Annotated in this window: 21 protein-coding genes; 5 read left to right on the forward strand and 16 right to left on the reverse strand. The window is 66.7% G+C overall.

All coding sequences use genetic code 11. The features are described 5' to 3' along the window. The first annotated feature begins 211 nt into the window (after positions 1–211). From G5A07_RS06620 to G5A07_RS06630, 3 genes are all read left to right on the forward strand, one after another. Positions 212–2,434 (forward strand): methyl-accepting chemotaxis protein, encoded by a 2,223-nt coding sequence (locus tag G5A07_RS06620; RefSeq protein ID WP_100448071.1) that lies wholly within the window; start codon positions 212–214, stop codon positions 2,432–2,434. Positions 2,435–2,600: 166 nt separating this feature from the next. Continuing rightward, positions 2,601–2,969 carry a glycine zipper 2TM domain-containing protein gene (locus tag G5A07_RS06625; protein WP_005415760.1) on the forward strand — a complete coding sequence of 123 codons (369 nt, stop codon included), beginning with the start codon at positions 2,601–2,603 and terminating at the stop codon, positions 2,967–2,969. A 144-nt stretch (positions 2,970–3,113) separates the two neighbouring features. After that, positions 3,114–4,484: a hypothetical protein gene (locus G5A07_RS06630; protein WP_043396641.1), complete on the forward strand. Its 1,371-nt coding sequence runs from the start codon at positions 3,114–3,116 to the stop codon at positions 4,482–4,484. A 44-nt stretch (positions 4,485–4,528) separates the two neighbouring features. On the opposite strand, the gene G5A07_RS06635 is transcribed toward G5A07_RS06630, so the two are convergent. The 5 genes from G5A07_RS06635 to G5A07_RS06655 all read right to left on the reverse strand — a co-directional run bounded on the left by G5A07_RS06635 (position 4,529) and on the right by G5A07_RS06655 (position 10,209). Beyond that, on the reverse strand, positions 4,529–5,656 hold the full coding sequence (locus tag G5A07_RS06635; protein WP_019337570.1) for an ABC transporter permease: 1,128 nt from the start codon (positions 5,654–5,656) through the stop codon (positions 4,529–4,531). Beyond that, entirely contained in the window at positions 5,653–6,840 is a 1,188-nt protein-coding gene (locus G5A07_RS06640) for an ABC transporter permease (protein WP_191863052.1), read from the reverse strand. The genes G5A07_RS06635 and G5A07_RS06640 overlap by 4 nt, the downstream gene beginning before the upstream one ends. After that, a complete protein-coding gene (locus G5A07_RS06645) occupies positions 6,825–7,838 on the reverse strand; it encodes an efflux RND transporter periplasmic adaptor subunit (RefSeq protein ID WP_191863053.1) in 1,014 nt (337 codons plus the stop codon). The genes G5A07_RS06640 and G5A07_RS06645 overlap by 16 nt, the downstream gene beginning before the upstream one ends. Beyond that, positions 7,831–9,237, reverse strand: a complete 1,407-nt coding sequence (locus G5A07_RS06650) for a TolC family protein (RefSeq protein WP_191863054.1) — start codon at positions 9,235–9,237, stop codon at positions 7,831–7,833. The genes G5A07_RS06645 and G5A07_RS06650 overlap by 8 nt, the downstream gene beginning before the upstream one ends. 78 nt (positions 9,238–9,315) lie before the next feature. Next, positions 9,316–10,209 carry a LysR family transcriptional regulator ArgP gene (locus G5A07_RS06655; protein ID WP_191863055.1) on the reverse strand — a complete coding sequence of 298 codons (894 nt, stop codon included), beginning with the start codon at positions 10,207–10,209 and terminating at the stop codon, positions 9,316–9,318. A 104-nt stretch (positions 10,210–10,313) separates the two neighbouring features. Here G5A07_RS06655 and G5A07_RS06660 point away from each other — a divergent pair, with 104 nt between their 5' ends. Continuing rightward, the gene (locus tag G5A07_RS06660) at positions 10,314–10,934 is read left to right on the forward strand and encodes a LysE/ArgO family amino acid transporter (RefSeq protein ID WP_191863056.1); all 621 of its coding nucleotides are present in this window, start codon (positions 10,314–10,316) and stop codon (positions 10,932–10,934) included. A 175-nt stretch (positions 10,935–11,109) separates the two neighbouring features. After that, on the forward strand, positions 11,110–11,778 hold the full coding sequence (locus G5A07_RS06665) for a hypothetical protein (RefSeq protein WP_010483204.1): 669 nt from the start codon (positions 11,110–11,112) through the stop codon (positions 11,776–11,778). Here G5A07_RS06665 and map read toward each other — a convergent pair. The 11 genes from map to G5A07_RS06720 form a co-directional block, all read right to left on the reverse strand. Further along, positions 11,775–12,557 carry a type I methionyl aminopeptidase gene (gene map / locus G5A07_RS06670; RefSeq protein ID WP_191863062.1) on the reverse strand — a complete coding sequence of 261 codons (783 nt, stop codon included), beginning with the start codon at positions 12,555–12,557 and terminating at the stop codon, positions 11,775–11,777. The two genes, G5A07_RS06665 and map, sit on opposite strands and share 4 nt — an antisense overlap. Before the next feature lie 10 nt (positions 12,558–12,567). Continuing rightward, complete coding sequence (locus G5A07_RS06675) at positions 12,568–12,780, reverse strand: ParD-like family protein (protein WP_005412680.1); 213 nt, start codon at positions 12,778–12,780, stop codon at positions 12,568–12,570. A gap of 68 nt (positions 12,781–12,848) precedes the next feature. Next, a complete protein-coding gene (locus G5A07_RS06680; protein ID WP_191863057.1) occupies positions 12,849–13,208 on the reverse strand; it encodes a VOC family protein in 360 nt (119 codons plus the stop codon). 171 nt (positions 13,209–13,379) lie between these two features. Then, positions 13,380–14,264 carry a hypothetical protein gene (locus tag G5A07_RS06685; protein WP_010483195.1) on the reverse strand — a complete coding sequence of 295 codons (885 nt, stop codon included), beginning with the start codon at positions 14,262–14,264 and terminating at the stop codon, positions 13,380–13,382. Positions 14,265–14,267: 3 nt separating this feature from the next. Beyond that, positions 14,268–15,332, reverse strand: coding sequence for a GNAT family N-acetyltransferase (locus tag G5A07_RS06690; protein WP_043396621.1), 1,065 nt, complete (start codon positions 15,330–15,332; stop codon positions 14,268–14,270). Between the two features lie 28 nt (positions 15,333–15,360). Beyond that, a complete protein-coding gene (locus G5A07_RS06695; protein WP_005408663.1) occupies positions 15,361–16,761 on the reverse strand; it encodes an aminotransferase class III-fold pyridoxal phosphate-dependent enzyme in 1,401 nt (466 codons plus the stop codon). A gap of 48 nt (positions 16,762–16,809) precedes the next feature. Continuing rightward, positions 16,810–17,526 (reverse strand): MtnX-like HAD-IB family phosphatase, encoded by a 717-nt coding sequence (locus G5A07_RS06700; RefSeq protein ID WP_049455638.1) that lies wholly within the window; start codon positions 17,524–17,526, stop codon positions 16,810–16,812. Between the two features lie 174 nt (positions 17,527–17,700). Next, the gene (locus G5A07_RS06705; RefSeq protein ID WP_191863058.1) at positions 17,701–18,903 is read right to left on the reverse strand and encodes a DegT/DnrJ/EryC1/StrS family aminotransferase; all 1,203 of its coding nucleotides are present in this window, start codon (positions 18,901–18,903) and stop codon (positions 17,701–17,703) included. Positions 18,904–18,913: 10 nt separating this feature from the next. Next, positions 18,914–19,312: a DMT family transporter gene (locus G5A07_RS06710; RefSeq protein WP_019337581.1), complete on the reverse strand. Its 399-nt coding sequence runs from the start codon at positions 19,310–19,312 to the stop codon at positions 18,914–18,916. Continuing rightward, entirely contained in the window at positions 19,309–19,668 is a 360-nt protein-coding gene (locus G5A07_RS06715) for an EamA family transporter (protein ID WP_012479558.1), read from the reverse strand. The genes G5A07_RS06710 and G5A07_RS06715 overlap by 4 nt, the downstream gene beginning before the upstream one ends. A 1-nt stretch (position 19,669) precedes the next feature. Beyond that, entirely contained in the window at positions 19,670–20,506 is an 837-nt protein-coding gene (locus G5A07_RS06720) for an alpha/beta fold hydrolase (RefSeq protein WP_049455640.1), read from the reverse strand.

Consider the following 20,506-nt stretch of genomic DNA (forward strand, 5'->3'; position numbering starts at 1 on the left):
TGGCATGATTATGGTGTTAAACCTGCGTGATTTTCATCGGGCGCTGGCGTGTCAGCGGTATTCAATAATGATATGGCGCCATTATCTGCCGCCTTTTTTTCTGACTGCCTGCACAGTTCCATATATTTGGATCGGTCCATATATAAAGTCCCGTAAAGTTTCCCTTCGCTGCGCCGCCATCGAACGTACGGCCACGATCAAGGGAATTGAGATGCTTGCCTTACGTAATCTCCGTGTGGGATCCCGGCTTGGCGCCGGCTTCGGTCTGCTGCTGCTGTTCATCATGGCCATCGTTGGCCTGGTGCTGTATGGGAATCAGCTGAAATCCGCCCAGTTCGAGAAAGTGGTGGACGTCAACATGGTCAAGATGCGTTTGTTGAATGACATGCTTGATACCAACAACGCGGTGCTGATGCATCGCCGCCTGATGGTGATCAAGCGGGGTGATGAGTTCGACAGGGATTACCAGCGTGCCCAGGAGTTGTCGCGGACCTATGACGGTATCTGGGCCAAGTACATCAAGATTCCGCGTGACGCCACCGGCGATACCCTGGTCGCGCGCATCGAGGCGGCACGAAAGGCCACCGATGCATCAACCCAGCAACTGCATGAGCGCATGAAGGTGGGGGATTTTGATGGGGCAGCGAAGGAGCTGCTGGCCGAGCACGGTCTGGCAACGGCCTGGAATGAATCCATCTCGGCCCTGCTGCGCCACCAGGAAACACTGACCGAACGCAGCCGCGAAGAGTACCGCGCAACCGAATCGTGGACCGGCACGCTGTCGATCGCGTTCGGGGCACTGAGCCTGCTGCTGGGCACGTTGGCGGCCTGGGCGATCACCCGCAGCCTGACCCGTCCGCTGGAAGGCGCGGTGAAGCTGGCCGACGGCATCGCCAGTGGCCGCCTGGACAGCAGCATCGACGCCACCGGCAACGACGAGCTGACCCAGCTGCTGAAGTCGATGCAGCGCATGCAGGCACAGCTGCAGTCGGTGATGGCGGCGCAGGGCGAGCTGGCACGCCAGCACGATGCCGGCAGCCTCAGCTACCGCATGGACGAGAGCGCATTCCCCGGCGACTACGGGCGCATGGTGCATGAGACCAATGCGCTGGTTGGATCGCACGTGCAGGTACAGAACCGGCTGATCGAGGTGATGAAGCACTACGCACGCGGCGATCTGTCGGTGGACATGGACCCGCTGCCCGGCGAGAAGGCGGCGATCACCCAGGCGATGGACGAAACCAAGTCCAGCCTGTCGGCGATCAACAGCGAGATCCGCCGGCTGGCGACAGCGGCCGCGGCAGGCGACTTCAGCCTGCGCGGTGATGAAGATCGCTTCGCCTACGATTTCCGCGACATGGTGGCAGGGCTCAATCGCCTGATGCAGACCACCGACGAGAACCTGGTGCAGGTCTCGACCCTGCTGCAGGCCATCTCGCGCGGCGACCTGACCGTGCGCATGCAGGGGGATTTCCACGGCGTGTTCGCGCGCATGCGTGATGACTGCAACGCCACCGTCGATCAGCTCAAGCAGATCGTGGGCCGTATCCAGGCCAGTGCTTCCAGCATCAACCTGGCAGCGGGCGAGATCGCCTCGGGCAACACCGACCTGTCGCGGCGTACCGAACAGCAGGCGGCGAACCTGGAAGAAACGGCAGCGTCGATGGAGGAACTGACCTCTACCGTGAAGCAGAACGCCGAGCACGCACGCCAGGCCAACCAGCTGGCCATCGGCGCGCATGGTGTTGCCTCGCAGGGCGGTGAAGTGGTCGGGCAGGTGGTCACCACGATGTCGGCCATCGAAGCCGCGTCGAAGAAGATCGCCGAGATCATCTCGGTCATCGATGGCATCGCCTTCCAGACCAATATCCTCGCGCTGAACGCGGCGGTCGAAGCTGCGCGTGCCGGGGAACAGGGCAGGGGCTTTGCCGTGGTGGCCAGCGAAGTGCGTACGCTGGCGCAGCGCTCGGCGGGCGCGGCCAAGGAGATCAAGGGCCTGATCGAGGATTCGGTCGGCAAGGTCGCCGATGGCTCGGCGCTGGTCCGCCAGGCCGGCACCACGATGGGCGAGATCGTGGCCTCGGTGCAGCGCGTGACCGACATCATGGCCGATATCTCTGCTGCCTCCCAGGAGCAGAGCTCGGGCATCGAACAGGTCAACCAGGCGGTGGTGCAGATGGATGAGACCACCCAGCAGAATGCCGCGCTGGTCGAAGAAGCCAGTGCCGCAGCGCGCTCGATGGAGGAGCAGGCGAACCTGCTGGCCGAAGCCGTGTCGGTGTTCCGCACGGGGGCGGTGACCGCCGCCGCCGCAGTACGCCCGGCGCTGGCAGCCGTGGCGGCATCGGTTGCGCCGGTACGCCGGCCTGCGGTGCTGTCGCCGCGGCTTGAGCCGACGCTGGCCGCCAATGCGGGTGGTTGGGAAGAGTTCTAGCAGAGGGCAATGCCGGCAGGGAGACGGCGCCCATCGCGACGGCTGGTCGCGATGGGCGCGGATTTTCTTCCTGAACGTGCGATGGCCGATGAAGTGGCGGACACGCGCATTTCACTTCCGGTTGCCAACCGCGGGAGGACACTGGTGCCATACCGGAACTCAGGAGATGGCCATGAAGACCTCGACCCGATTGCTTGTGCTGGGCACCCTGCTGGCGGCTTCGTCGGTGGCCGGCGCGCAGACCTATGGGCCGCGCGATGAGGGACGCAAGTTCAATGACGGCAGCCGCGTGGTCTGCAAGAACGTGGAAGTGCAGCGTAATTCGCGCGATCCCAACCGCATCGCCGGTACCGCCACTGGCGCTGTGATTGGTGGCCTGCTGGGCAACCAGGTGGGCGGTGGCAACGGCAAGAAGCTGGCCACCGTGGCCGGTGCCGTAGCGGGCGGCGCTGCCGGCCGCCAGATCCAGGGCAACAGCCAGCAGAAGAACGGCGACCGCGTGGTCGAACGCCGCTGCGAACGCGTTTACCGCTGACCGATGATGCCAACAGCGTAATCCCCCTTCCGCAACGCAGTTCCTCGAACGCCGGCCCCGTGCCGGCGTTCCTCGTTGTGGGCCCCGTATCGCCGGCCGCTGTGTCGTGCCTATACTGCGCCGACCTCCAAGGATGAATGCCCTGTGAACGAATTGCCCGTCGCAGAGTCGCACGTGCCGGTTGCCGAGCCCGGACCCGAGGCGAGCACGCGCTTCGGTCGGCTGCGTGAGCGTACCGATGAGTTGGAACTGTTCATTTCCGGCCTGCTGGCGTTCGCACTGTTGGCGGTGCCTGGGTACCTGTTCGATGCGTGGGCGCGCAGCAGCCTGCACACGGAAGGCATGTACTTCCAGGTGCTGTGGTTTGGTTTCAGCATCAGCGTGGGCATGTGTTACGTGCTGGCGGTAGCGCTGATCGCGCACTTGACCGTGCGCGGGTACTGGATAGGCCTGATCGGGCTGAAATCGCACTTTCCCAAGGGCATCGACTGGGAACGGCTGCCGCAGATGGGCCCGGTATCGCGCGCTTTCCTCAAGGCGCGCGACGGTGGCCTGGACGGCAGCATCGAACGCGCTGATCGTTTGGCCACCATGCTCTTCTCCACCACGCTGCTGGCGGTACAGACGCTGGCCGGCACCCTGGTGATGGCCGTGCTGACGTTGTGCGTGGCGATGGCGATCAGTGCGCTTGCCGGTGGTTCCGATCGTGTGGCCATGATCGTGGTCGGTACCGTGCTGGCCAGCCTGCTTGTACTCGCACTGGTTCCTGCACTGCTGGAGCGTGTCATTGCGCGCCGGCAGCGGCGCGACCAGCCCTATGACGGCGTGCAGCGGTGGCTGCAGCGCTTCCTGGCGGGCCTGCAACGGATTCCCCTGCTGCGCCTGATGCAGACCATGCAGTTGACCCTGCAGAGCAACCTGCGCTCGCGTTCGTTCATGGCGGTCTATCTGCTGGCGGTGATGGTGGCCATGGTGCTGGGCGGGGTGCAGGTGCTGGGTTCGGTGAAGTTCTCGCTGTTCAACCGCTACCAGGTGATGACCGACGAGGCCGTCGAACACGGCATGTTGAGCGCGCATTACGAATCGATGCGTTCGGCGCACGATCAGCTGCTGCCGTACCCGATGATCCCGTCGGACACTATCAGTGGTTCACGCCTGCGTGTGTTCATTCCACACCGCCCCCAGCGCGACAACCCGCTGGCGCGCCAGCACTGCACCGCCTTGCCCGCCGCACGCAATGAAGCGACTGGCGCAAAGGCTGCCAGCGCAGCGGTGGAGTGCCTGTCCCGGTTGTGGCGGGTGCAGCTGGATGGCACGCCGGTTGACCTGCACGCCTTCATGCCGATGGAGCGCCGCGATCTCGACATGCGTGGCCTGGTGGGCTATCTGCCCATGGCGACGCTGGCACCGGGTCGCCATGACCTGAGCCTGGTCTGGAATGCCGAAGGGGGCGAACGCGGCCCGGAGCGACGCCGCGAGTACCGCATCCCGTTCTGGTACGCGCCCGACCCCTGAAAAGGGGGCGGAGGGGATTGAGCCGCATCCCCCAACCTTGCCGTTTACGACTCAATCCCCTTCGTCCCCTTTTTTTCGAGGAGGCGCCAGGCGGCGAGGCTGCCGTAGAGCAGCAGCAGGACGGTGAGAGTGATCAGTTCGTGGCCGACTTCAGCCGGGCGGGCGTCCATCTGGTTCAGGCGCACCATCAGGTTGATGCCCGAGGTGGTCGGCAGCAGCTGCGCCAGCCAGACCAGCGGTTGCGGCGTCATCACCGCCGGCCACGACAGGTTGGCCAGGAAAAACAGTGGGATCGAGGTGGCGATGATGTACTGGAAGGCGCGTTCGCGGGTGCGGAAGAAGCTGCCGACGAACAGGCCGAACGCCACCGTGGCGGCGATGAACAGCGTGCCGCCCAACAACTGGCCCAGTGGATTGCCGCCGCGCGGATAGTCCTGCACCCACGCGGTGAAGCCGGCGTACCAGAACAGACCGAACAGGCCGATCAGGCTGAAGCCCAATGCCATGCCCGCCAGCGTTGGCAGGTCGAAGCGCAGGCGCCGGCCCAGCGCGAGTCGGCGGCCACCGAGCAGCACGCCGATGCCCATCAACAGGGTCTGGTGAACGATCAGCTCGGCCACGCCGGGCACGATGGCGCTGCCATAGCCTTCCTGCGTGTTGTACAGCGGGCGCTGCACCAGGGTGACCGGCGGTGCCTGCGGTGCGCCCATGAAGGCCGCTTGGCCGACTACCGCCTCACGCCCGAACGCGCCCAGTGCATCGGCCACGCTGCCCAGCACCCAGCTGGCACGGCCCAGGTAGGCGCCGTTGCCGAGCAGCACCAGCTTGGCCGGATGGCCGCGCAGGATGTCGCGTTCCAGGTTGGCCGGGATCAGTACGATGCCCTCGGCGTGGCCGGCTTCCAGCTGCTGGCGTGCACTGTCGATGTCTGCCGGTTGCCCGACCACGCGTGCAACGCGGAGTGCATCGAGCTTTCGCAGCAGCGCGCGGCTGGTCGCGCTGTGGTCTTCGTCCACCACCAGCACCGGCAGGTTGCCGGCCACCTGGTGGCGGTACGCGGCCGGGTAGAAGAACGAGTACAGGATCACCGCGCCGACCATCACCACGATCGCGTAGCGATCGCACAGGACCGCCATCAGGGTCTGCCGGAGGCTGCGCCAGAGTGCGCTCATGCGTCGGCTCCCGCAGGCTGCGCGGCTTCAGGCGTACGCGCAAAGGCGATCAGGCGCAGGCCGCCGATGCCACCGGCCACCATCGTCATCAACAACAGCGTGGTCAGCGGCCATATCGAAACCTGCAGCGGCGAACCGATGAACTGCTGCTGGGTCTGCAGCTTGATGTAGGCGCTGAGTGGCAGCAACTGATGCCAGATACGGGTGAACAGGGGGCCATCCAGCACCGGGAAGGTGGCGCTGGAGAATGCCAGTGCGGTGCCGATGCTGAGGCCGACCGCGGACAGCGCGGTACCCATGTCGCGGGTGACGCCGACGAAGAACAACGCGTAGGCGGCCGTGGCCAGGTAGAACAGTGGCTGTGCGAGCAGCAGCACGAGCGCGCTGCCGGCCACACCATCGCCGCGCAGCCAGGCCAGGTACCCAATGCCGAGCGCGCCATACAACGAGAACAGCAGAGTGTACGGCGCGACCTTGCCGGCAATCGCCGACCACGGCGTGCGACCCAGCCAGGCGGGCAGGGTGCCGTCGCGGATCTCGCGGCCAAGGCTGCCGGCCACGGCAAGTGCCAGTACCAGTGACAGCACCGCCGGGAAGATCAGTGGCAGCAGGAACAGTTCGTAGCTGCGTGCCGGGTTGTAGAGGATGTCCGACTGCACCGCGATCGGCGCCGCGCGCAGCTTGCCCGGGCCGACCTGCAGGCCGATGCGCTCGCGCAGCAGGCGTGCGTTCCACGCGGAAACCGCGTCGCCGATGTCGCGCGACGCCGACTGGCCGGTGGTCATGTAGGTGGCGTTGTAATAGGCGAACACCGTGCCCTGGCGGCCGCGCAGCGCCTGGCGGGTGACATCACGCGGCACCAGTACGATGGCGAACACATCCAGGCGGCGCAGCTGCGAACGGGCGTCTTCCATGTCCACGGGCTGGCTGGCGATGCGCACGCCCGGGCTGGCATCGAGCATGCGCAGCAGCAGGCGGCTGTCACTGCTGTGGTCGAGGTCGACCACAGCAATGGGGATATCGCGCATCACCGACGGCGTGAACATCCACGCCATCACCGCCAGCATCAGCAGGGGCAGCAGGGTCACCAGCAGCAGGTCGGCACGGTTGCCGCGCAGCGACTGCAGCTCGCGCCGCCACAAAGCGGCGAAGCCGTTGCGGTCGGGGCTCAGTGCTGGGGCCATGCGAACAGCACGCTCATGCCGGGGCGGAAGCCCTCGATGCGGCGTACCGGGCGCACCCGCACCTCGAAGCTGCGGACGTCGTAGCCGGACGACTGACGGGTGGTGCGCCAGGTTGCATAGTCGCCGGCCGGGTTGATGAAGTAGACCTCGAACTCACCGTCCTGGCCGAGTGCCGGCACGTTGCCCTGCAGCTTGCTGCCGACCTTCAGACCCTGCATCTGCGATTCGCGCAGGTTCATCGCCACCCACATGCGGTCGATTTCGACCAGGGTGAACACGGGATAGCCGGCTGGCACCAGCTCGCCCGGGTCGGCCATGCGCTTGTTGATCTCGCCGGCCACCGGCGCGCGCCCTTCGACTTCGACACGCGCAGCGTTGACTTCGGCCACCGCGCCCTGTGCCTGCTGCACCTGGCCCTGCGCGGCGCGCTTGTCCTGCTCGCGTGCGCCGGCCAGCGCCATGTCGTACTGCGCACGGGCGGCACGGGCCAGTTCACGCGAACTGGTGGCCTGGGCATGCGCTTCATCGCGCTTCTGCCGGGTCATCACCCCTTCGTTGAACAGGTTCTGCACGCGCTGGTAGGTGGCCTCGGCCAGCGTCGCACCGGCTTCGGCGCGCTTCCAGTTCGCTTCGGCGGCGCGGATGTCCTCGCTGCGCGCGCCTTCGTCGGCCTTGTCGGCCACCGCCTGCGCGGCGGCCAATGCGCCATGCGCCTGCTGTTCCTTGGCGGCCACTTCGGGGCTGTCGAGCAGGAACAGCACCTGGCCGGGCTGCACGCGGTCGCCCTCGCGCACCTTCAGTTCGGCCACGCGCGCGGTGATCTTGGCGGCCACGTTGATCGTGTCCGCATCGGCCATGCCCTGGATCTGGTCGGCCGGGCTGCGCCAGGCCAGCCACAGGCCGAGCACCACCACGACCAGCAGCACCACTATCAGGATCGGGCCCAGACGGCGCTTGGCCGGGGGCGTCGTCGCATCGTCGTGCAGCACATCACTCATGGTCGATCACCTCGTCCGCACGCCGCCGGAACTCTTCGAAACGGTCCATCTGTCCACTGACCTCCAGCAACTGTGCCAGCGCAATATCGTATTGGTAGGCGGCCTGCGCGCGCTCGACACGGGCACCGCCCAGGCCGAGCCGCGCGTCGATTACATCAAGCGAAGTCGCCTGGCCTTCGCGGAACGCCAGTTCCTGCAGGCGCAGGTTTTCCTGTGCCTGGGCGATGCTGCTGTCGAGCAGCACGTACTGCTGGCGCGCGGTCTCCAGTTCGTTCCAGGCCTTGCGCACGCCCAGCGCGACCTGGTTTTCGGCCTCGCGCAGGCCCGCTTCGGCCTGGTCCTGCTGCGCACGCGCCGCGCTGATCTGCGCCGGCCGCGAGTTCGGCGACAGGAAGGTGTACTTCAGGCCGATGCCGAACGCCCAGTCCGGATCGGTCAGCATCTCGTCGCGGCGGCGGAAGTCGTACTGGCCGAAGGCGAAGATCTGCGGCTTCAGCTTGGCCTGCTGCACGCGCACGCCCTGTTCGGCCTGCGCCACCATCGCCCGCAGGCGTGCGATCTGCGGCTGGCGCGCCTGTGCAGTGCGCTCGAAGCTGGCGACCGGTTCCAGCGGCACGCGCTGCACGAACAGCGGCGACACCGGCTGTACCTCGCCGCCACTGCGCAGGAGCGTGGACAGCGCGGCCTTCAGCGTGGCCAGATCGTTCACCGTCTTCTGGTACTCGCGTTCGGCCTTGTCGCGGGCCACGGTGGCCTGCAGGCGCTGCGCGCGGGTGGCGAAGCCGTCGCGTTCCAGCTTTTCCGCATCCGACAGGTGGCGGTTGAGGCCATCACGCACATCGCGGCGCGCGTCCACCGCCTGCTCGGCCAGACGCTGGCCGAAATAGGCCTGGGCCAGCTGCACGGTCAGCGACTGGCGCTGTGCTTCGCGCTCGGCGCTGGCCTGTTCGTGGGCGGCGCTGGCGGCACGTTGCGCGGCCGGAATCACGCCGCCGGTGTACAACGGCAGCACCGCAGTGACCACGGGCCGGGTACGCCAGTCGCGTTCGGTGAATGACAGCGGCGAATCGATGCCATAGGCCTCAGCGACAGGCGCCAGCGAGCCCAGTGGCAGGGTGAGGGTCTTCTGGAACTGCAGGCGGCGCACTTCGCCGGTGATCTCCGGCAGGCGCAGCAGGCGGGTGGCGTCCTGCAGGTCCTGCTTGTTGCGCACCGCTGCATCAGCGGCCGCCAGTGCATCGGAGACCTGCTCCAGGCGTTGCCGCGCCTGTTCCCAGTCCAAGGCAGGTGCGTCGGTGTTGTTCTGCGCGGACGCAGCGAATGGCAGGCAGGTCGCCAGCGCCAGCGCCAGCGCGGCCTTCGCGCGGTGCATCCTTGTACGTCGGCCGATCACGCCCATGCCGTCCCAGTGGTGAAGAAGTGCGCAAACGGTAGTGCGCGCGGCGTGAAGCCCGGGTCTGCGGTCATCGGATTGTCCTCAACGAAGGGTGCCGCTGGCCGCAGTGCGCAGCGCCTGGGTGATGTGCTGCAGCGTGCTTGAACGCACGGCGGCATGCTGCCAGTACAGCGGCACATCGAGCCAGCGGCGGGGTTCCAGTACCACCACGCGGCCGACGCGCACGGCGGGTGCGACCAGCGTTTCCGGGGCCATGCCCCAGCCGAGTCCGCACGCGGCGGCTTCGACGAAACCGGTGGAGGAGGGCAGGTAGTGTAGCGGTGGCTGCAGCCGCGCGCGGGTCAGGCGTCGCACGAAGCGCCATTGCAGTTCATCCTTGCGGTTGAACACCAACATGGGGGCGTGCGCCAGGGCCGCGGCCTGCATGCCGTCACTGAAGTACTGGCGGGCGAAGCCGGGCGAGGCGATGGCGTGGTAGCGCATCGCGCCGAGCGGGTGTACGTTGCAGCCCTTCACCGGCTGGCCTTCGGCGGTCACTGCACCCAGCACACTGCCGTCGCGCAGCAGCTGCAGGGTGTGGTCCTGATCGTCCATGCGCAGGTCGAACAGGTAGCCATGGCGTTGGTGCAGGTCGGCGATGGCCGGCACGAACCAGGTATCGAGCGAGTCGTCGTTGACCGCCAAGGGGATCGGCGTACGTGCGGCGTCGCTGCCGTGTTCGGGCAGCAGTTCGGCCACTGCCTCGGCCTCCAGCGCCTGCATCGGCCGTACCCGGCGCAGCAGTGCCTCACCGGCGGCGGTGGGCCGGCACGGTGCCTGGCGCACCACCAGCACCTGGCCAAGCCGGTCCTCCAGGGCCTTGATCCGCTGCGACAGTGCCGACGGACTGATCGACAGCCGGCGCGCCGCAGCCTCGAAGCTGCCTTCTTCCAGCACTGCGGCAAATGCGGACAGTTGCGGATGTACCAGGTCCACCAGTACCTCTTCAGTATTTCTGCACAGGATAAAGAAAAATCAGTTTGTCTTAACGTGTCCGTTGGCCGCACCCTGCGCGTCCCCCCGCTGCCTGGCCTGTCCTGATGTGGATCGCCGCTACCGCCGCCGGCCTGTTCGCAGGTGCCGGCCTGATCATCGCCATCGGCGCGCAGAACGCCTTCGTGCTGCGCCAGGGCCTGCAGCAGCGTCATGTGGGGAGGGTGGTGCTGGCCTGCGCCGGTGCGGACATCGTGCTGATACTGGCCGGTGTCGGCGGCATGGGGGCGCTGGTGCTGCAGTGGCCGCTGCTGCTGCAGGTGCTGCGTTTCGGTGGTGCGGCCTTCCTGCTCTGGTATGGCCTGCAGGCGGGATTGCGCGCGTGGCGCGGTGGCAGTGCGCTGGCCGCCGCCGAGGCGCAGGGCGGCAGTGGGCGCCAGGTGCTGCTGACCTGCCTGGCCTTCACCCTGCTCAACCCGCACGTCTATCTGGATACGGTGGTACTGCTGGGCAGCCTGTCCACGCGCTACCCGGGCGATCTGCGCTGGGCCTTTGCCGCCGGTGCGTGCGTGGCCAGCGTGGCCTGGTTCTGTTCTCTTGGTTATGGCGCGCGCCTGTTGCAGCCGGTGTTCCGCAGACCGGGCGCCTGGCGGATGCTGGACGCCGGCGTGGCGGTTTTCATGTTCTGCCTGGCCACGCTGCTGCTGTTGCGTCCTTTATCGCCATGAGTGCGTGACGCACGCCGGTGTTGCGTATGTGTTCCACCGATACGGTTCACGTGGCCGGATACAGCGCGGATAATGCGCGCCTGGTCGCGACCCCGCCGCGCATGCCGTTGTTCGGCAGCCCCCCGGTCGCCTGTGTTCTCGTTGTACGACCGCCACGGTGCGGCATCGGTGTTGCATGAAAGACAATCTACAGCTGCTCCTGTCCCACCTGGGGCGCACCTCCCTGTTCGGCCTGATGATGGCGCTTCCGCCTGCGTTGGCCTGGCTCGACATCCATTGGCTGGGCAATGCCGTCGGCGAGTGGTCGCTGGTCGAACTGACCCAGGAAGGCTTCCTGGTCGCCAGCGTGGCTGCCTTCGTCCGGCTTGCGTTGCGGCGTGCCGATGATCGGGCCTTTGCCGTGCTGGCGGCAGCGCTGTTCGCCTGCATGCTCCTGCGTGAGATGGATGAGGCGCTGGACCTGATCGCACACGGCTTCTGGAAGTATCCGGTGGGTGTGCTGATCATCGGCTCACTGGCCTGGGCCAGCCGCGACTGGCGCCGGGCCATGCAGGCGCTGGTGCGTTTTCTCGTATCCCGGCCGGGTACCGTGATGACGATTGGTCTGGTCCTGCTGCTGTTCTATTCGCGCCTGATCGGCATGACGTCGTTGTGGACCGGACTGTTGGGTGATCAGTACATCCGTGTGTTCAAGAACACCATCGAGGAGACCACCGAGCTTCTTGGTTACACCTTCATTCTCGCAGCCAGCGTCGGCTATGTGGCACATCGGGTGCGCGAGCCGCTGACGGCGCGCAAGCGCACCGTGCATGAGGACGCCGGGATGCAGCAACGGCCACTCTAGGCGCCATCCACCGGGCATAACGGCGTCTCGCCGGGGCGCAGGGTCAGTACGCGCACGCCGCTGCGGGTGACTGCCACGGTGTGTTCGAACTGCGCCGACAGCTTGCCGTCGCGCGTGTAGACCGGCCATGCGTCCGGCTGCTGGCGGATGGCCGGCTTGCCCTGATTGAGCATCGGCTCGATGGTGAACACCATGCCTTCTTCCAGCACCATGCCGGTGTGGGGATGGCCGTAGTGCAGGATCTGCGGTTCCTCGTGCATTTCCTGGCCGATGCCATGGCCGCAGTATTCCTTCACTACGCTGTAGCCGTGGCTGCGCGCGTGGCGGGCGATGGCGTGGCCGATGTCGCCCAGGCGTGCGCCGGGGCGCACCGCGGCGATGCCTTTCCACATCGCCTGGTAGGTGGTCTGCACCAGCCGGCGCGCGGCGTAGTCGACCTCACCGACCAGGTAGGTGGTGCTGGAGTCGGCGATGTAGCCGTTCTTCTCCAGGGTGATGTCGAGGTTGACGATCTGACCGTTGTGCAGCACGTCGGTGGTGCTGGGCACGCCGTGGCAGATGACGTTGTCGATCGAGGTATTGAGCACGTACGGGAAGCCGTACTGGCCCTTGCTGGCCGGCCGCGCCTGCAGCTCATCGACGATCATGCGTTCGACGAAATCGTTGATCTCCATCGTGCTGCGGCCCTGCAGCGGCAGCTGGTCGAGTGCGGCGAACACCTGCGCCAGCAGGCGACCCGATTCGGCCATCAGCGCGATCTCGTCGGGGCGCTTGATGATGCCCATCGGCTCAGACCTGGCCCGGGGGCAGCAACGGTGGCTGCACGCCGGCCGCGCGCAGCTCGCTGGCGACGATGTCCTGGAAACTCAGCGTAGGGTTCAGCTCGCACAGCATGCCGACCCTGATCCAGAAGTTGGCCTGGGCGTTGATCGAACGGCTGGAGACGGTGCAGGCACGGCGCAGCTGGTCGTGCAGGGTGTCATCGATGTTGACGATGCCCATGGGCGGTCCTGGAGGGTTCAATATACGAAGCGTATATGTTTCGTATATTCATCTCAACCCGGCGTCGTTCAGTCCACGCGTGTGGCGAAGCGCAGCCGGTTGCCGTCAGGGTCGCGCAGCAGCATCTCGCGGCTGCCCCACTCGGTGTCATGCGGCGGCTGTTCGATCGGCACGTTGGCGGCGCTGAAGGCGCGGTGCAGGCTGTCAACATCGTCGACGATGAAGTACACCGCGCCGCCGACCTCGCAGTCGCCGCTGTGTTCGGTGAGGAAGATCGTCTGGCCGTCGCGGGTGAGCTGGGCGAACAGCGGGAAGCCGGGTTCGAAGCGATGTTCCCAGTCGACCACGAAACCCAGCCCCTGCACGTAGAACGGCAGGGTGGTGTCGGCATGGCGCATGCGCAGTTGCGGGATGACGGTCTGGGGCATGGCGAGGGCTCCGAGGTGGGAACCCAGTGTAGAGCCGAGCCATGCTCGGCTGCTGTTCGCGGTGCCCGCAGTCGAGCATGGCTTGACTCTACAGAAGGCGCCAGCCGAGCGTGGGCTCGGCTCTACCCGGCTCTGGTAGTTGCCAACCTTGGTGGCATTGCCGGACAGTGGTCAGCAGGCCGTCGGCACGGCGGCCATTGCCGCCAGCAGTTCGCGGTTCACCTGCTGGTGCCGGGCCTGCCAGGCAGGAAGATCATCGGCGCTGACGTCCGGCTGGCCATCCAGCGACGACAGCCAGCGCTTGAAGCGGCTCTGGTAGTTGGCCAACGACACTTCGCCGGTGATGTCACTGCCGACCAGGCCGCCGGCGCGCAGTGCTTCGATCACCACCAGCGCGTGTTCCAGCTGGAAGCGGCCCTGGTCCCAGTTGCTGCGGGCCACGTCTCCGGCGAACACGTCCTTGTCGATCGACAGATAGGTCGGCTGCGGCGACTTGGCCTGCTCGGCGGCGAACGTGGCGACCAGGGCCTCGGGATGCTCGAAACGGCGGAAGGCATGGCCCATGCCGAGGCGATGGCCCCAGCCGACATCCACGTCCATGCACCAGTAGGTGAGGCGACCGCCCATCAGCGGACGCCAGTGGTTCTCCCAGGCATGGCCGAGGCCGATGTCGCTGGAGGTGATGCCGAGCACGTGGATGTGCGAGATCTGCGGCAGCTTGCTGGCGGCGTTGACCCACGACCCGCAATGCATGCCGAACGGGAATCGCATGTTGTCCGGATGGTTGTCCAGCACCACCAGCTGGAACGGCGCCTGCGCGCGCATGCGGCGCAGCAGCGGCAGGCTGAGGTGATGGAAGTCACCACTGCCGAGCATCACTGTGCCGAGCAGGGCCGGCAGCGGCGCAAGCACCTCGGTGCTGAAGCGATCCAGGGTGCCGTTGCTGCAGGCGAATCGCAGCGTGTCGTGCCACTGCGGCAGGGACAGGGTCTGCGCTTGGGGCAGTGGCAGCACGCCACCGTCCAGGTCCAGGATCAGCGGGGAACGCACCAGCATCGCTCAGCCGCCTCCATCAGGTTCGCCCTGCAGGTACGGGGCCAGCCGGCGCAGGGCGGCACGCAGCAGCGGGGAACGGGCATGGATCGCGTGCCGGGTGGAGGTGAAGCGGGCCCCCAGCTCGGCCTTGATCCGCGAGTCGGTCCAGCCAGCCACGTAGTGGCTCAGGCCGTGCTGCAGGGCGTACTCGAGGTTGTGCATCCAGCTGACCGCGTACAGGTTGTGCTCGCGCGACTGCGGGTAAGCCAGGCCGATGTACTTGTCCACCAGCTTGCCGGCATGCACGTAGCACAGGTTCCAGCCGATCAGCTGGCCCTGGTGGCGGTACAGGAACATCCGTCCCTGGCCCTGGCTGTCGGCCAGCAGATGCTGGAAGTAGGGCAGGCCGAGCTGGTCGAAGTGCACCGCGCTCTGCGCATACACACCCAGGTACAGCGCATGCAGTTCGGCCTGCAGCCGTGGGTCGGCCAGGGCCGGATCACCAGTGGCGATGCAGTCGATCTGCAGGTCGTCGCGCGAGCGCAGCTTGCGCCGGATGTTCTTGCGGCGCGAGGACGACAGGCGGCCGAGATAGCCGTCGATCGAATCGAAATCGATCGCCACCCAGGCCAGCGGCATGCCTTCCAGTTCAACGAAGCCGCGCGCCAGCAATGCCTGCAGGAAGGCAGCACTGTGCGCGTTGGCCGCGTCGTCCAGCAGTGGTGAATCGATCGCCAGGTCCTTGACCACCAGCAGCCGGGTATCGCCGATCGCGTGACGCGTCACGTCCTCGGCCAGCGCCTCCGGCGCGACGTGTGCCGGCAGCGGGGTGTACTCGGTGCTGGTGGCACCGACGAAGCGGGTCCTCCAGGTGATCCACGGCCGCCACAGGCGCGACAGCGGGAGGCCGAGCAGCCTGCCGCGCAGTTCGTCGTCCATCGTCGTGGTCAGGTCCAGCGGTGCACGGAAGGACGGCAGGCCGCTGGGAAGGCGGCCTGCCTCGAATCCGAGCGGCGGGTGGGCCAGGAAGCCCTCCAGCAGCGCGGCCGGTTCCAGCGCGGTGCTGGATGCGCGTGACGTCATCTCCATCGGCACGGGAACCGGCAGCGCATCGACCTCAGCCCTTGGCCTTGGTCAGCGCCTGGTCGAGCAGGGTGATCGCCAGGTCGATTTCTTCGTAGCTGATGTCCAGAGACGGCGCAAAGGTGATCACGTTCTTGTACCAGCCACCCACGTCGAGCACGAGGCCCATGCGCTTGCCGTCGTGCAGCAGGTCACCGGCCAGGCCGATGTCGACCATGCGGTCCAGCAGTTCCTTGTTCGGGGTGTAGCCGTCGGCCTGGCAGATTTCCGCGCGCAGGGCCAGGCCCAGGCCGTCGACGTCGCCGATTTCCGGGTGGCGCTTCTGCAGGCCACGCAGGCCGTCGAGGAAGTACGCGCCCTTCTCCGGCACGGTGCGCTCGTAATCCATTTCCTTGCCCAGCTTCAGCACTTCCAGGCCCAAGCGGGTGCCCAGCGGGTTGGAGTTGAAGGTGGAGTGGGTGGAGCCCGGCGGGAACACGGTCGGGTTGATCAGTTCTTCGCGCGCCCACAGGCCCGACAGCGGGTTCAGGCCGTTGGTCAGCGCCTTGCCGAACACCAGCACGTCCGGGGTCACGCCGAAGTGCTCGATCGACCACAGCTTGCCGGTGCGCCAGAAGCCCATCTGGATTTCATCGACGACCATCAGGATGCCGTACTTGTCCAGCACGCGCTTGAGCCCGGTGAAGAAATTGCGCGGCGGAATGACGTAGCCGCCGGTGCCCTGGATCGGCTCGACGTAGAACGCGGCGTATTCGGCCTGGCCGACCTTGGGATCCCACACGCCGTTGTACTCGCTTTCGAACAGGCGCTCGAACTGCCATACGCAGTGGTCGGAGTACTCATCCGGGGTCATGCCCTTCGGGCGACGGAAGGGGTACGGGAACGGGATGAACATCGCGCGCTCGCCGAAGTGGCCGTAGCGGCGACGGTAGCGGTAGCTGGAGGTGATCGACGACGCGCCCAGGGTGCGGCCGTGGTAGCCGCCCTCGAAGGCGAACATCAGGCTCTTGCCGCCACGCGCGTTGCGCACGATCTTCAGCGAGTCTTCAATGGCCTGCGCGCCGCCGACGTTGAAATGCACGCGGCCGTCGAGGCCGAACTTCTCGTGCATGTCCACGGCAATGGTCTTGGCCAGCTGCACGCGGGTCGGGTGCAGGTACTGGCTGGCGACCTGCGGCAGGGTGTCGATCTGGTCCTTCAGCGCGTCGTTCAGGCGCTTGTTGCTGTAGCCGAAGTTGCAGGCCGAGTACCACATCTGCAGGTCGAGGTAGGGCACTCCCGCACCGTCGAACATGTAGCTGCCTTCGCCGCGCTGGAAGATCTTCGGCGGGTCGACGTAGTGGACGGTGTCGCCGAAGGAGCTGTAGCGGGCTTCGTCGGCCAGCAGCTGCGCGTCGGAGGCAGCGGCGTCGGCGTTCTTGTCAAAAATGTTCATGCAGTTCGGTTCCGTGAAGGACGTTCGAAAGAGGTGGCGGGGGCATGCTCAGGCGGTGGCCAGCAGCAGGGGCAGTGCGGTGGGCTGCGGGCTGGCGTCGATGCGGCGTGGCTGCAGCAGGCTGCCATCGAGCAGGCGCGGCAACAGCGCGATTGCATCGTGGAAGGTAGCGATGGCGGCATGCCCGATGCCGGCATTGGCGCAATGGGTGATCAGGCGGCGCTTGGCGAACACGAAGTCGGCATCTTCGGATACGCAGAAATCCGAGCTGCCGTCACCGATCATCAGCACGCGCGGTGCTTCGTTGGCGCGCGCCTGCGCGGCGCAGGTGCATTTGCAGGTGCCACTGCGGCAGCCTTCGGCCTGGTAGGGCGATTCCAGTTCCCAGTGGTCCCCGCACCAGCGCAGGTGGTTGGCCACCACCGGCAGTCGCGACAGGCCATGGTTGGCGAGGATGCGGTGGATCGCATAATCCAGGCCGTCGCTGACGATGCGCAGCGGCACGCCCAGCTGCTCGGCGCGGGCGACGAAGGCGACGAAGCCCGGATCGATCTGCACCTGGTCCAGGTGCGCATCGAGCGTGGCCGGGTCCAGCTTCAGCAGCCGCACCTGGCCCTGCATGCATTCACGCGAGCCGATCTTTCCAGCCTTCCATTGGTCTTCCAGTTCCTGCCAGCCCGGCTGGCCGTACTTTTCCAGCAGCGAGTCGATGACATCTTCGAGGCTGATGGTGCCATCGAAGTCACACAGGATGCTCCAGTGCATGGGCAGGTCCGTCGATGAAAGAAACGCCCGGCCCGATGCCGGGGCAGAATCAATGTAGGCAGGCCGCCTTTCTCGTTCCTTTCCTGTTGAAAGGCTTCATTGACGGGCTGGGAAAGCGTTCAGGAAGGTGCATGGATGAATGCGTGAGGTGCAGTCCATCCGTGCGTCTTGAAGTCACGCGCGGGCCAGCACCTGCAGTATTTCGGCCGTCTCTTCACGGGTCTGCCAGGCACTGTTGCCAAGGGTAAGCATGCGTGCGGCGAAGTCGCGTGCGTTGGGCATGTCGTCCTGCGGCACGATGCCGCGCAGGTACGCGTAGTCGGGCAGGGCATGGATGAACATGCGGCTGGCGCCGAGCCCGCGTGGCCACAGGTCTTTCAATACGGCATCGCGGGCGCGCTGGCTGGGCAGCAGCAGCATCAGCATCGGCCAGGTGCCACCGCTACCGGCAAGGCCGTCGACCACCTCAACGGCTGGCAGCTGTGCCAGCTGCACGCGCAGCTGCAATGCACGCAGGCGCCCTGCCTGCAGGAAGGCCGGCAGGCGCCGCGCGGCATGGGCACCGATGTTCTGCCGCCACTGGCTGACCCGGTGCTGCGGAATCTGCAGCGGGAAAATGTCACCGACCGCTTCTTCCAGGTCGCCACGCTGCAACGCACTGCGCAGCGGATTGCCGTACACCAACGACAGCAGCGATGGCCGATAGCAGGCGGCCAGGCCAAGCAGCTGCAGACTGCGCAGCAGTTCCCAGCGCAGGCTGGAACGCACCTGTTCGGCGGCATGTCCGGCCAGCGCGGCACGCAGCTCGTCATCGCGGCTGACCAGCAGGCCGCCTTCGTGCAGGCTCAGGCCCTTGCCGGCGGCCAGGCTGAAGAATCCGATATCGCCACGCAGGCCGACACTGCTGCTGCCGACCCGTGCACCGAGCGCCTGCGCGGCATCCTCGATCACCCAGGCGCCAGCGCCGCGCGCAACCTCGCAGGCCAGCTCGACATCGGCGATGCGCCCGCCCAGGTGGGTGGGCAGGATTGCCAGCGTGCGTGCGTCGGCCAGGCGCTTGAGCTGGCCGGGGTCGAAGTCGAAATGGCCTTGGCGGGTATCGCACAGCTGCACGCGCAGGCCCAGGCTGTGCACCGCGATCGGCACCAGCGGGCAGGTATAGGCCGGCAGGATCACGGTGTCGCGCTTGGGCGCACGCTTGCGCAGCGTACGCAGCGCGATCAGCAGCGCGTGTGTGCCGGAACAGGTCAACTGCAGCGGCGGTGTGCCGAGCTGGCTGGCCAGGATCGCGCGCAGGTCGCCACCACCGGGCAGGAAATCGCTGGCCTGCATCGGCAGGCCAGCCGTCGGTGGCAGTTCGCGCGCGAACAGGCTCATCGCAGGGTGCTCACGCGGCGCTTTCGGCGGGGCTGTGCGGGTCGTCGGCTTCCGCGCGGCCGAGGCAGACGATGCCGGCCACGATCAACACCGCACCGAGCAGATGGTGCAGCGTCAGCGGCTCGTTCAACAGCCACGCCGACAGCAGCAGCACGCTGATCACTTCCAGGTGCGAGGCGGCGAATGCGGGGCCGATCGGCGCATGCCGCAGCAGGCTCATCCAGGTGAAGAACGCACCCACGTAGCCGAGGATGGCGCCGTACACCCACGGCTGCGACAGCACGCGCAGCAGCCACGCAGTGTTGGCCTCGACCGGCAGCGCGGCATCGCCGGCGTACTTGAAGCACAGCTGGGCCAGCGTGTCGAAGGCCATCAGCAGCGGGAAGCCGATGACATACAGGCGCCTCATGAGCCGGCCCCCACCACCGCCACGCCCGCCGTGACCAGCAACATGCCGGTCACCCGCAGCGGCGTGAGTTTCTCGCGGAACAGGAAACGGCCGGCGATCATCAGCGCGACGATGTTGATCGAGCCGAGCAGCACGCCCTTGGACAACGGCACCAGCGACAGGAACGCGATCCAGGCGACAAACTCAAGCACGTAGCAGGCGATGCCGATCCACAGCCAGGGGCGGCTGAGCATGTGTTTCCAGCGTTGCAGTCCTTCGCCTTCCTGCGGATCGCTGGCGGCGGCCTTGAAGGCGAGCTGGCCACCGGTATCGAGTACCACATTGGCCAGCCACAGCAGCGTGGCAAGTGCCCCCATTTCAGGCCACCGCCTTGAGCACGCCTGTGCGTTCACCGATCTCGGTGAAAAAGCGCGCGCTGCGGCGGATCACGTCGCGGCGTTCGCGGTCGATGGTGATCATGTGGTAGCTGTCTTCCAGCACCACCAGTTCCTTCGGACCGCTGACCCGCGACATCACCAGCTCGGCGTTGCCCATGCTGGCCACGTCGTCTTCGCGGGCGTGCATCACCAGGCACGGTGCGGTGACCTGGTGCAGATGGCGTCGGGTCCAGTTGCTCAACGCACGCATCTCGGCCAGCGCATGCCAGGGGTTGCCCGGTAGGCCGGCGGCGGCGCTGTCGCCGGACAGCATGGCGGCGCTCACCTGCGCACGCAGGCGCTCGTCACGCAGGCCGTACGGCGGTTCTTCCATGAACATGCGGTCGCGGCCGATGTTGAAGCGCTTGAACCACGGCAGCAGGAACGAGAAGCGGGCTACGGCGGGAATGTTCCAGCCGTCGTAACGGAACGTGGCGCCGTACACGCCGACCCCGGACACCCATTCCGGGCGCCGGGCAGCCAGGGCCAGCGACAGCACCGCGCCCATCGACAGGCCACCGACGTACAGCTGGTCGACCTTGCCGCGCAGGGTTGCCGCCGCATCTTCCACGCCCTGGTACCACTGTTCCCAGGTGGTCGCCAGCAGGTCATCCACGGTGCCGCAGTGGCCGGGCAGCTGCACGCCGTGCACGGTGAAACCGGCGTTGTTCAGCCCTTTGCCCAGCATGCGCATTTCCGCCGGGGTGCCGGTCAGGCCATGGACCAGCAGCACGCCCTGTGGGCCACCGGGGAGGAAGAAGTCGTGCGATTCGGTCAC

It is taken from the genome of Stenotrophomonas sp. AS012628 (assembly GCF_010608305.1).
Taxonomy (GTDB): Bacteria; Pseudomonadota; Gammaproteobacteria; order Xanthomonadales; family Xanthomonadaceae; genus Stenotrophomonas; species Stenotrophomonas geniculata.

What these genes read in the sequence shown, in the direction of transcription:
- G5A07_RS06650 (WP_191863054.1), bottom strand. Translation starts at nt 9,237, where the DNA reads ATGGGCGTGATCGGCCGACGTACAAGGATGCACCGCGCGAAGGCCGCG.
- G5A07_RS06665 (WP_010483204.1), top strand. Translation starts at nt 11,110, where the DNA reads ATGAAAGACAATCTACAGCTGCTCCTGTCCCACCTGGGGCGCACCTCC.
- G5A07_RS06715 (WP_012479558.1), bottom strand. Translation starts at nt 19,668, where the DNA reads ATGGGGGCACTTGCCACGCTGCTGTGGCTGGCCAATGTGGTACTCGAT.
- G5A07_RS06695 (WP_005408663.1), bottom strand. Translation starts at nt 16,761, where the DNA reads ATGAACATTTTTGACAAGAACGCCGACGCCGCTGCCTCCGACGCGCAG.
- G5A07_RS06680 (WP_191863057.1), bottom strand. Translation starts at nt 13,208, where the DNA reads ATGCCCCAGACCGTCATCCCGCAACTGCGCATGCGCCATGCCGACACC.
- G5A07_RS06625 (WP_005415760.1), top strand. Translation starts at nt 2,601, where the DNA reads ATGGCCATGAAGACCTCGACCCGATTGCTTGTGCTGGGCACCCTGCTG.
- G5A07_RS06660 (WP_191863056.1), top strand. Translation starts at nt 10,314, where the DNA reads ATGTGGATCGCCGCTACCGCCGCCGGCCTGTTCGCAGGTGCCGGCCTG.
- G5A07_RS06700 (WP_049455638.1), bottom strand. Translation starts at nt 17,526, where the DNA reads ATGCACTGGAGCATCCTGTGTGACTTCGATGGCACCATCAGCCTCGAA.
- G5A07_RS06685 (WP_010483195.1), bottom strand. Translation starts at nt 14,264, where the DNA reads ATGCTGGTGCGTTCCCCGCTGATCCTGGACCTGGACGGTGGCGTGCTG.
- G5A07_RS06620 (WP_100448071.1), top strand. Translation starts at nt 212, where the DNA reads ATGCTTGCCTTACGTAATCTCCGTGTGGGATCCCGGCTTGGCGCCGGC.
- G5A07_RS06710 (WP_019337581.1), bottom strand. Translation starts at nt 19,312, where the DNA reads ATGAGGCGCCTGTATGTCATCGGCTTCCCGCTGCTGATGGCCTTCGAC.
- G5A07_RS06635 (WP_019337570.1), bottom strand. Translation starts at nt 5,656, where the DNA reads ATGAGCGCACTCTGGCGCAGCCTCCGGCAGACCCTGATGGCGGTCCTG.
- G5A07_RS06705 (WP_191863058.1), bottom strand. Translation starts at nt 18,903, where the DNA reads ATGAGCCTGTTCGCGCGCGAACTGCCACCGACGGCTGGCCTGCCGATG.
- G5A07_RS06690 (WP_043396621.1), bottom strand. Translation starts at nt 15,332, where the DNA reads ATGGAGATGACGTCACGCGCATCCAGCACCGCGCTGGAACCGGCCGCG.
- G5A07_RS06645 (WP_191863053.1), bottom strand. Translation starts at nt 7,838, where the DNA reads ATGAGTGATGTGCTGCACGACGATGCGACGACGCCCCCGGCCAAGCGC.
- G5A07_RS06640 (WP_191863052.1), bottom strand. Translation starts at nt 6,840, where the DNA reads ATGGCCCCAGCACTGAGCCCCGACCGCAACGGCTTCGCCGCTTTGTGG.
- G5A07_RS06675 (WP_005412680.1), bottom strand. Translation starts at nt 12,780, where the DNA reads ATGGGCATCGTCAACATCGATGACACCCTGCACGACCAGCTGCGCCGT.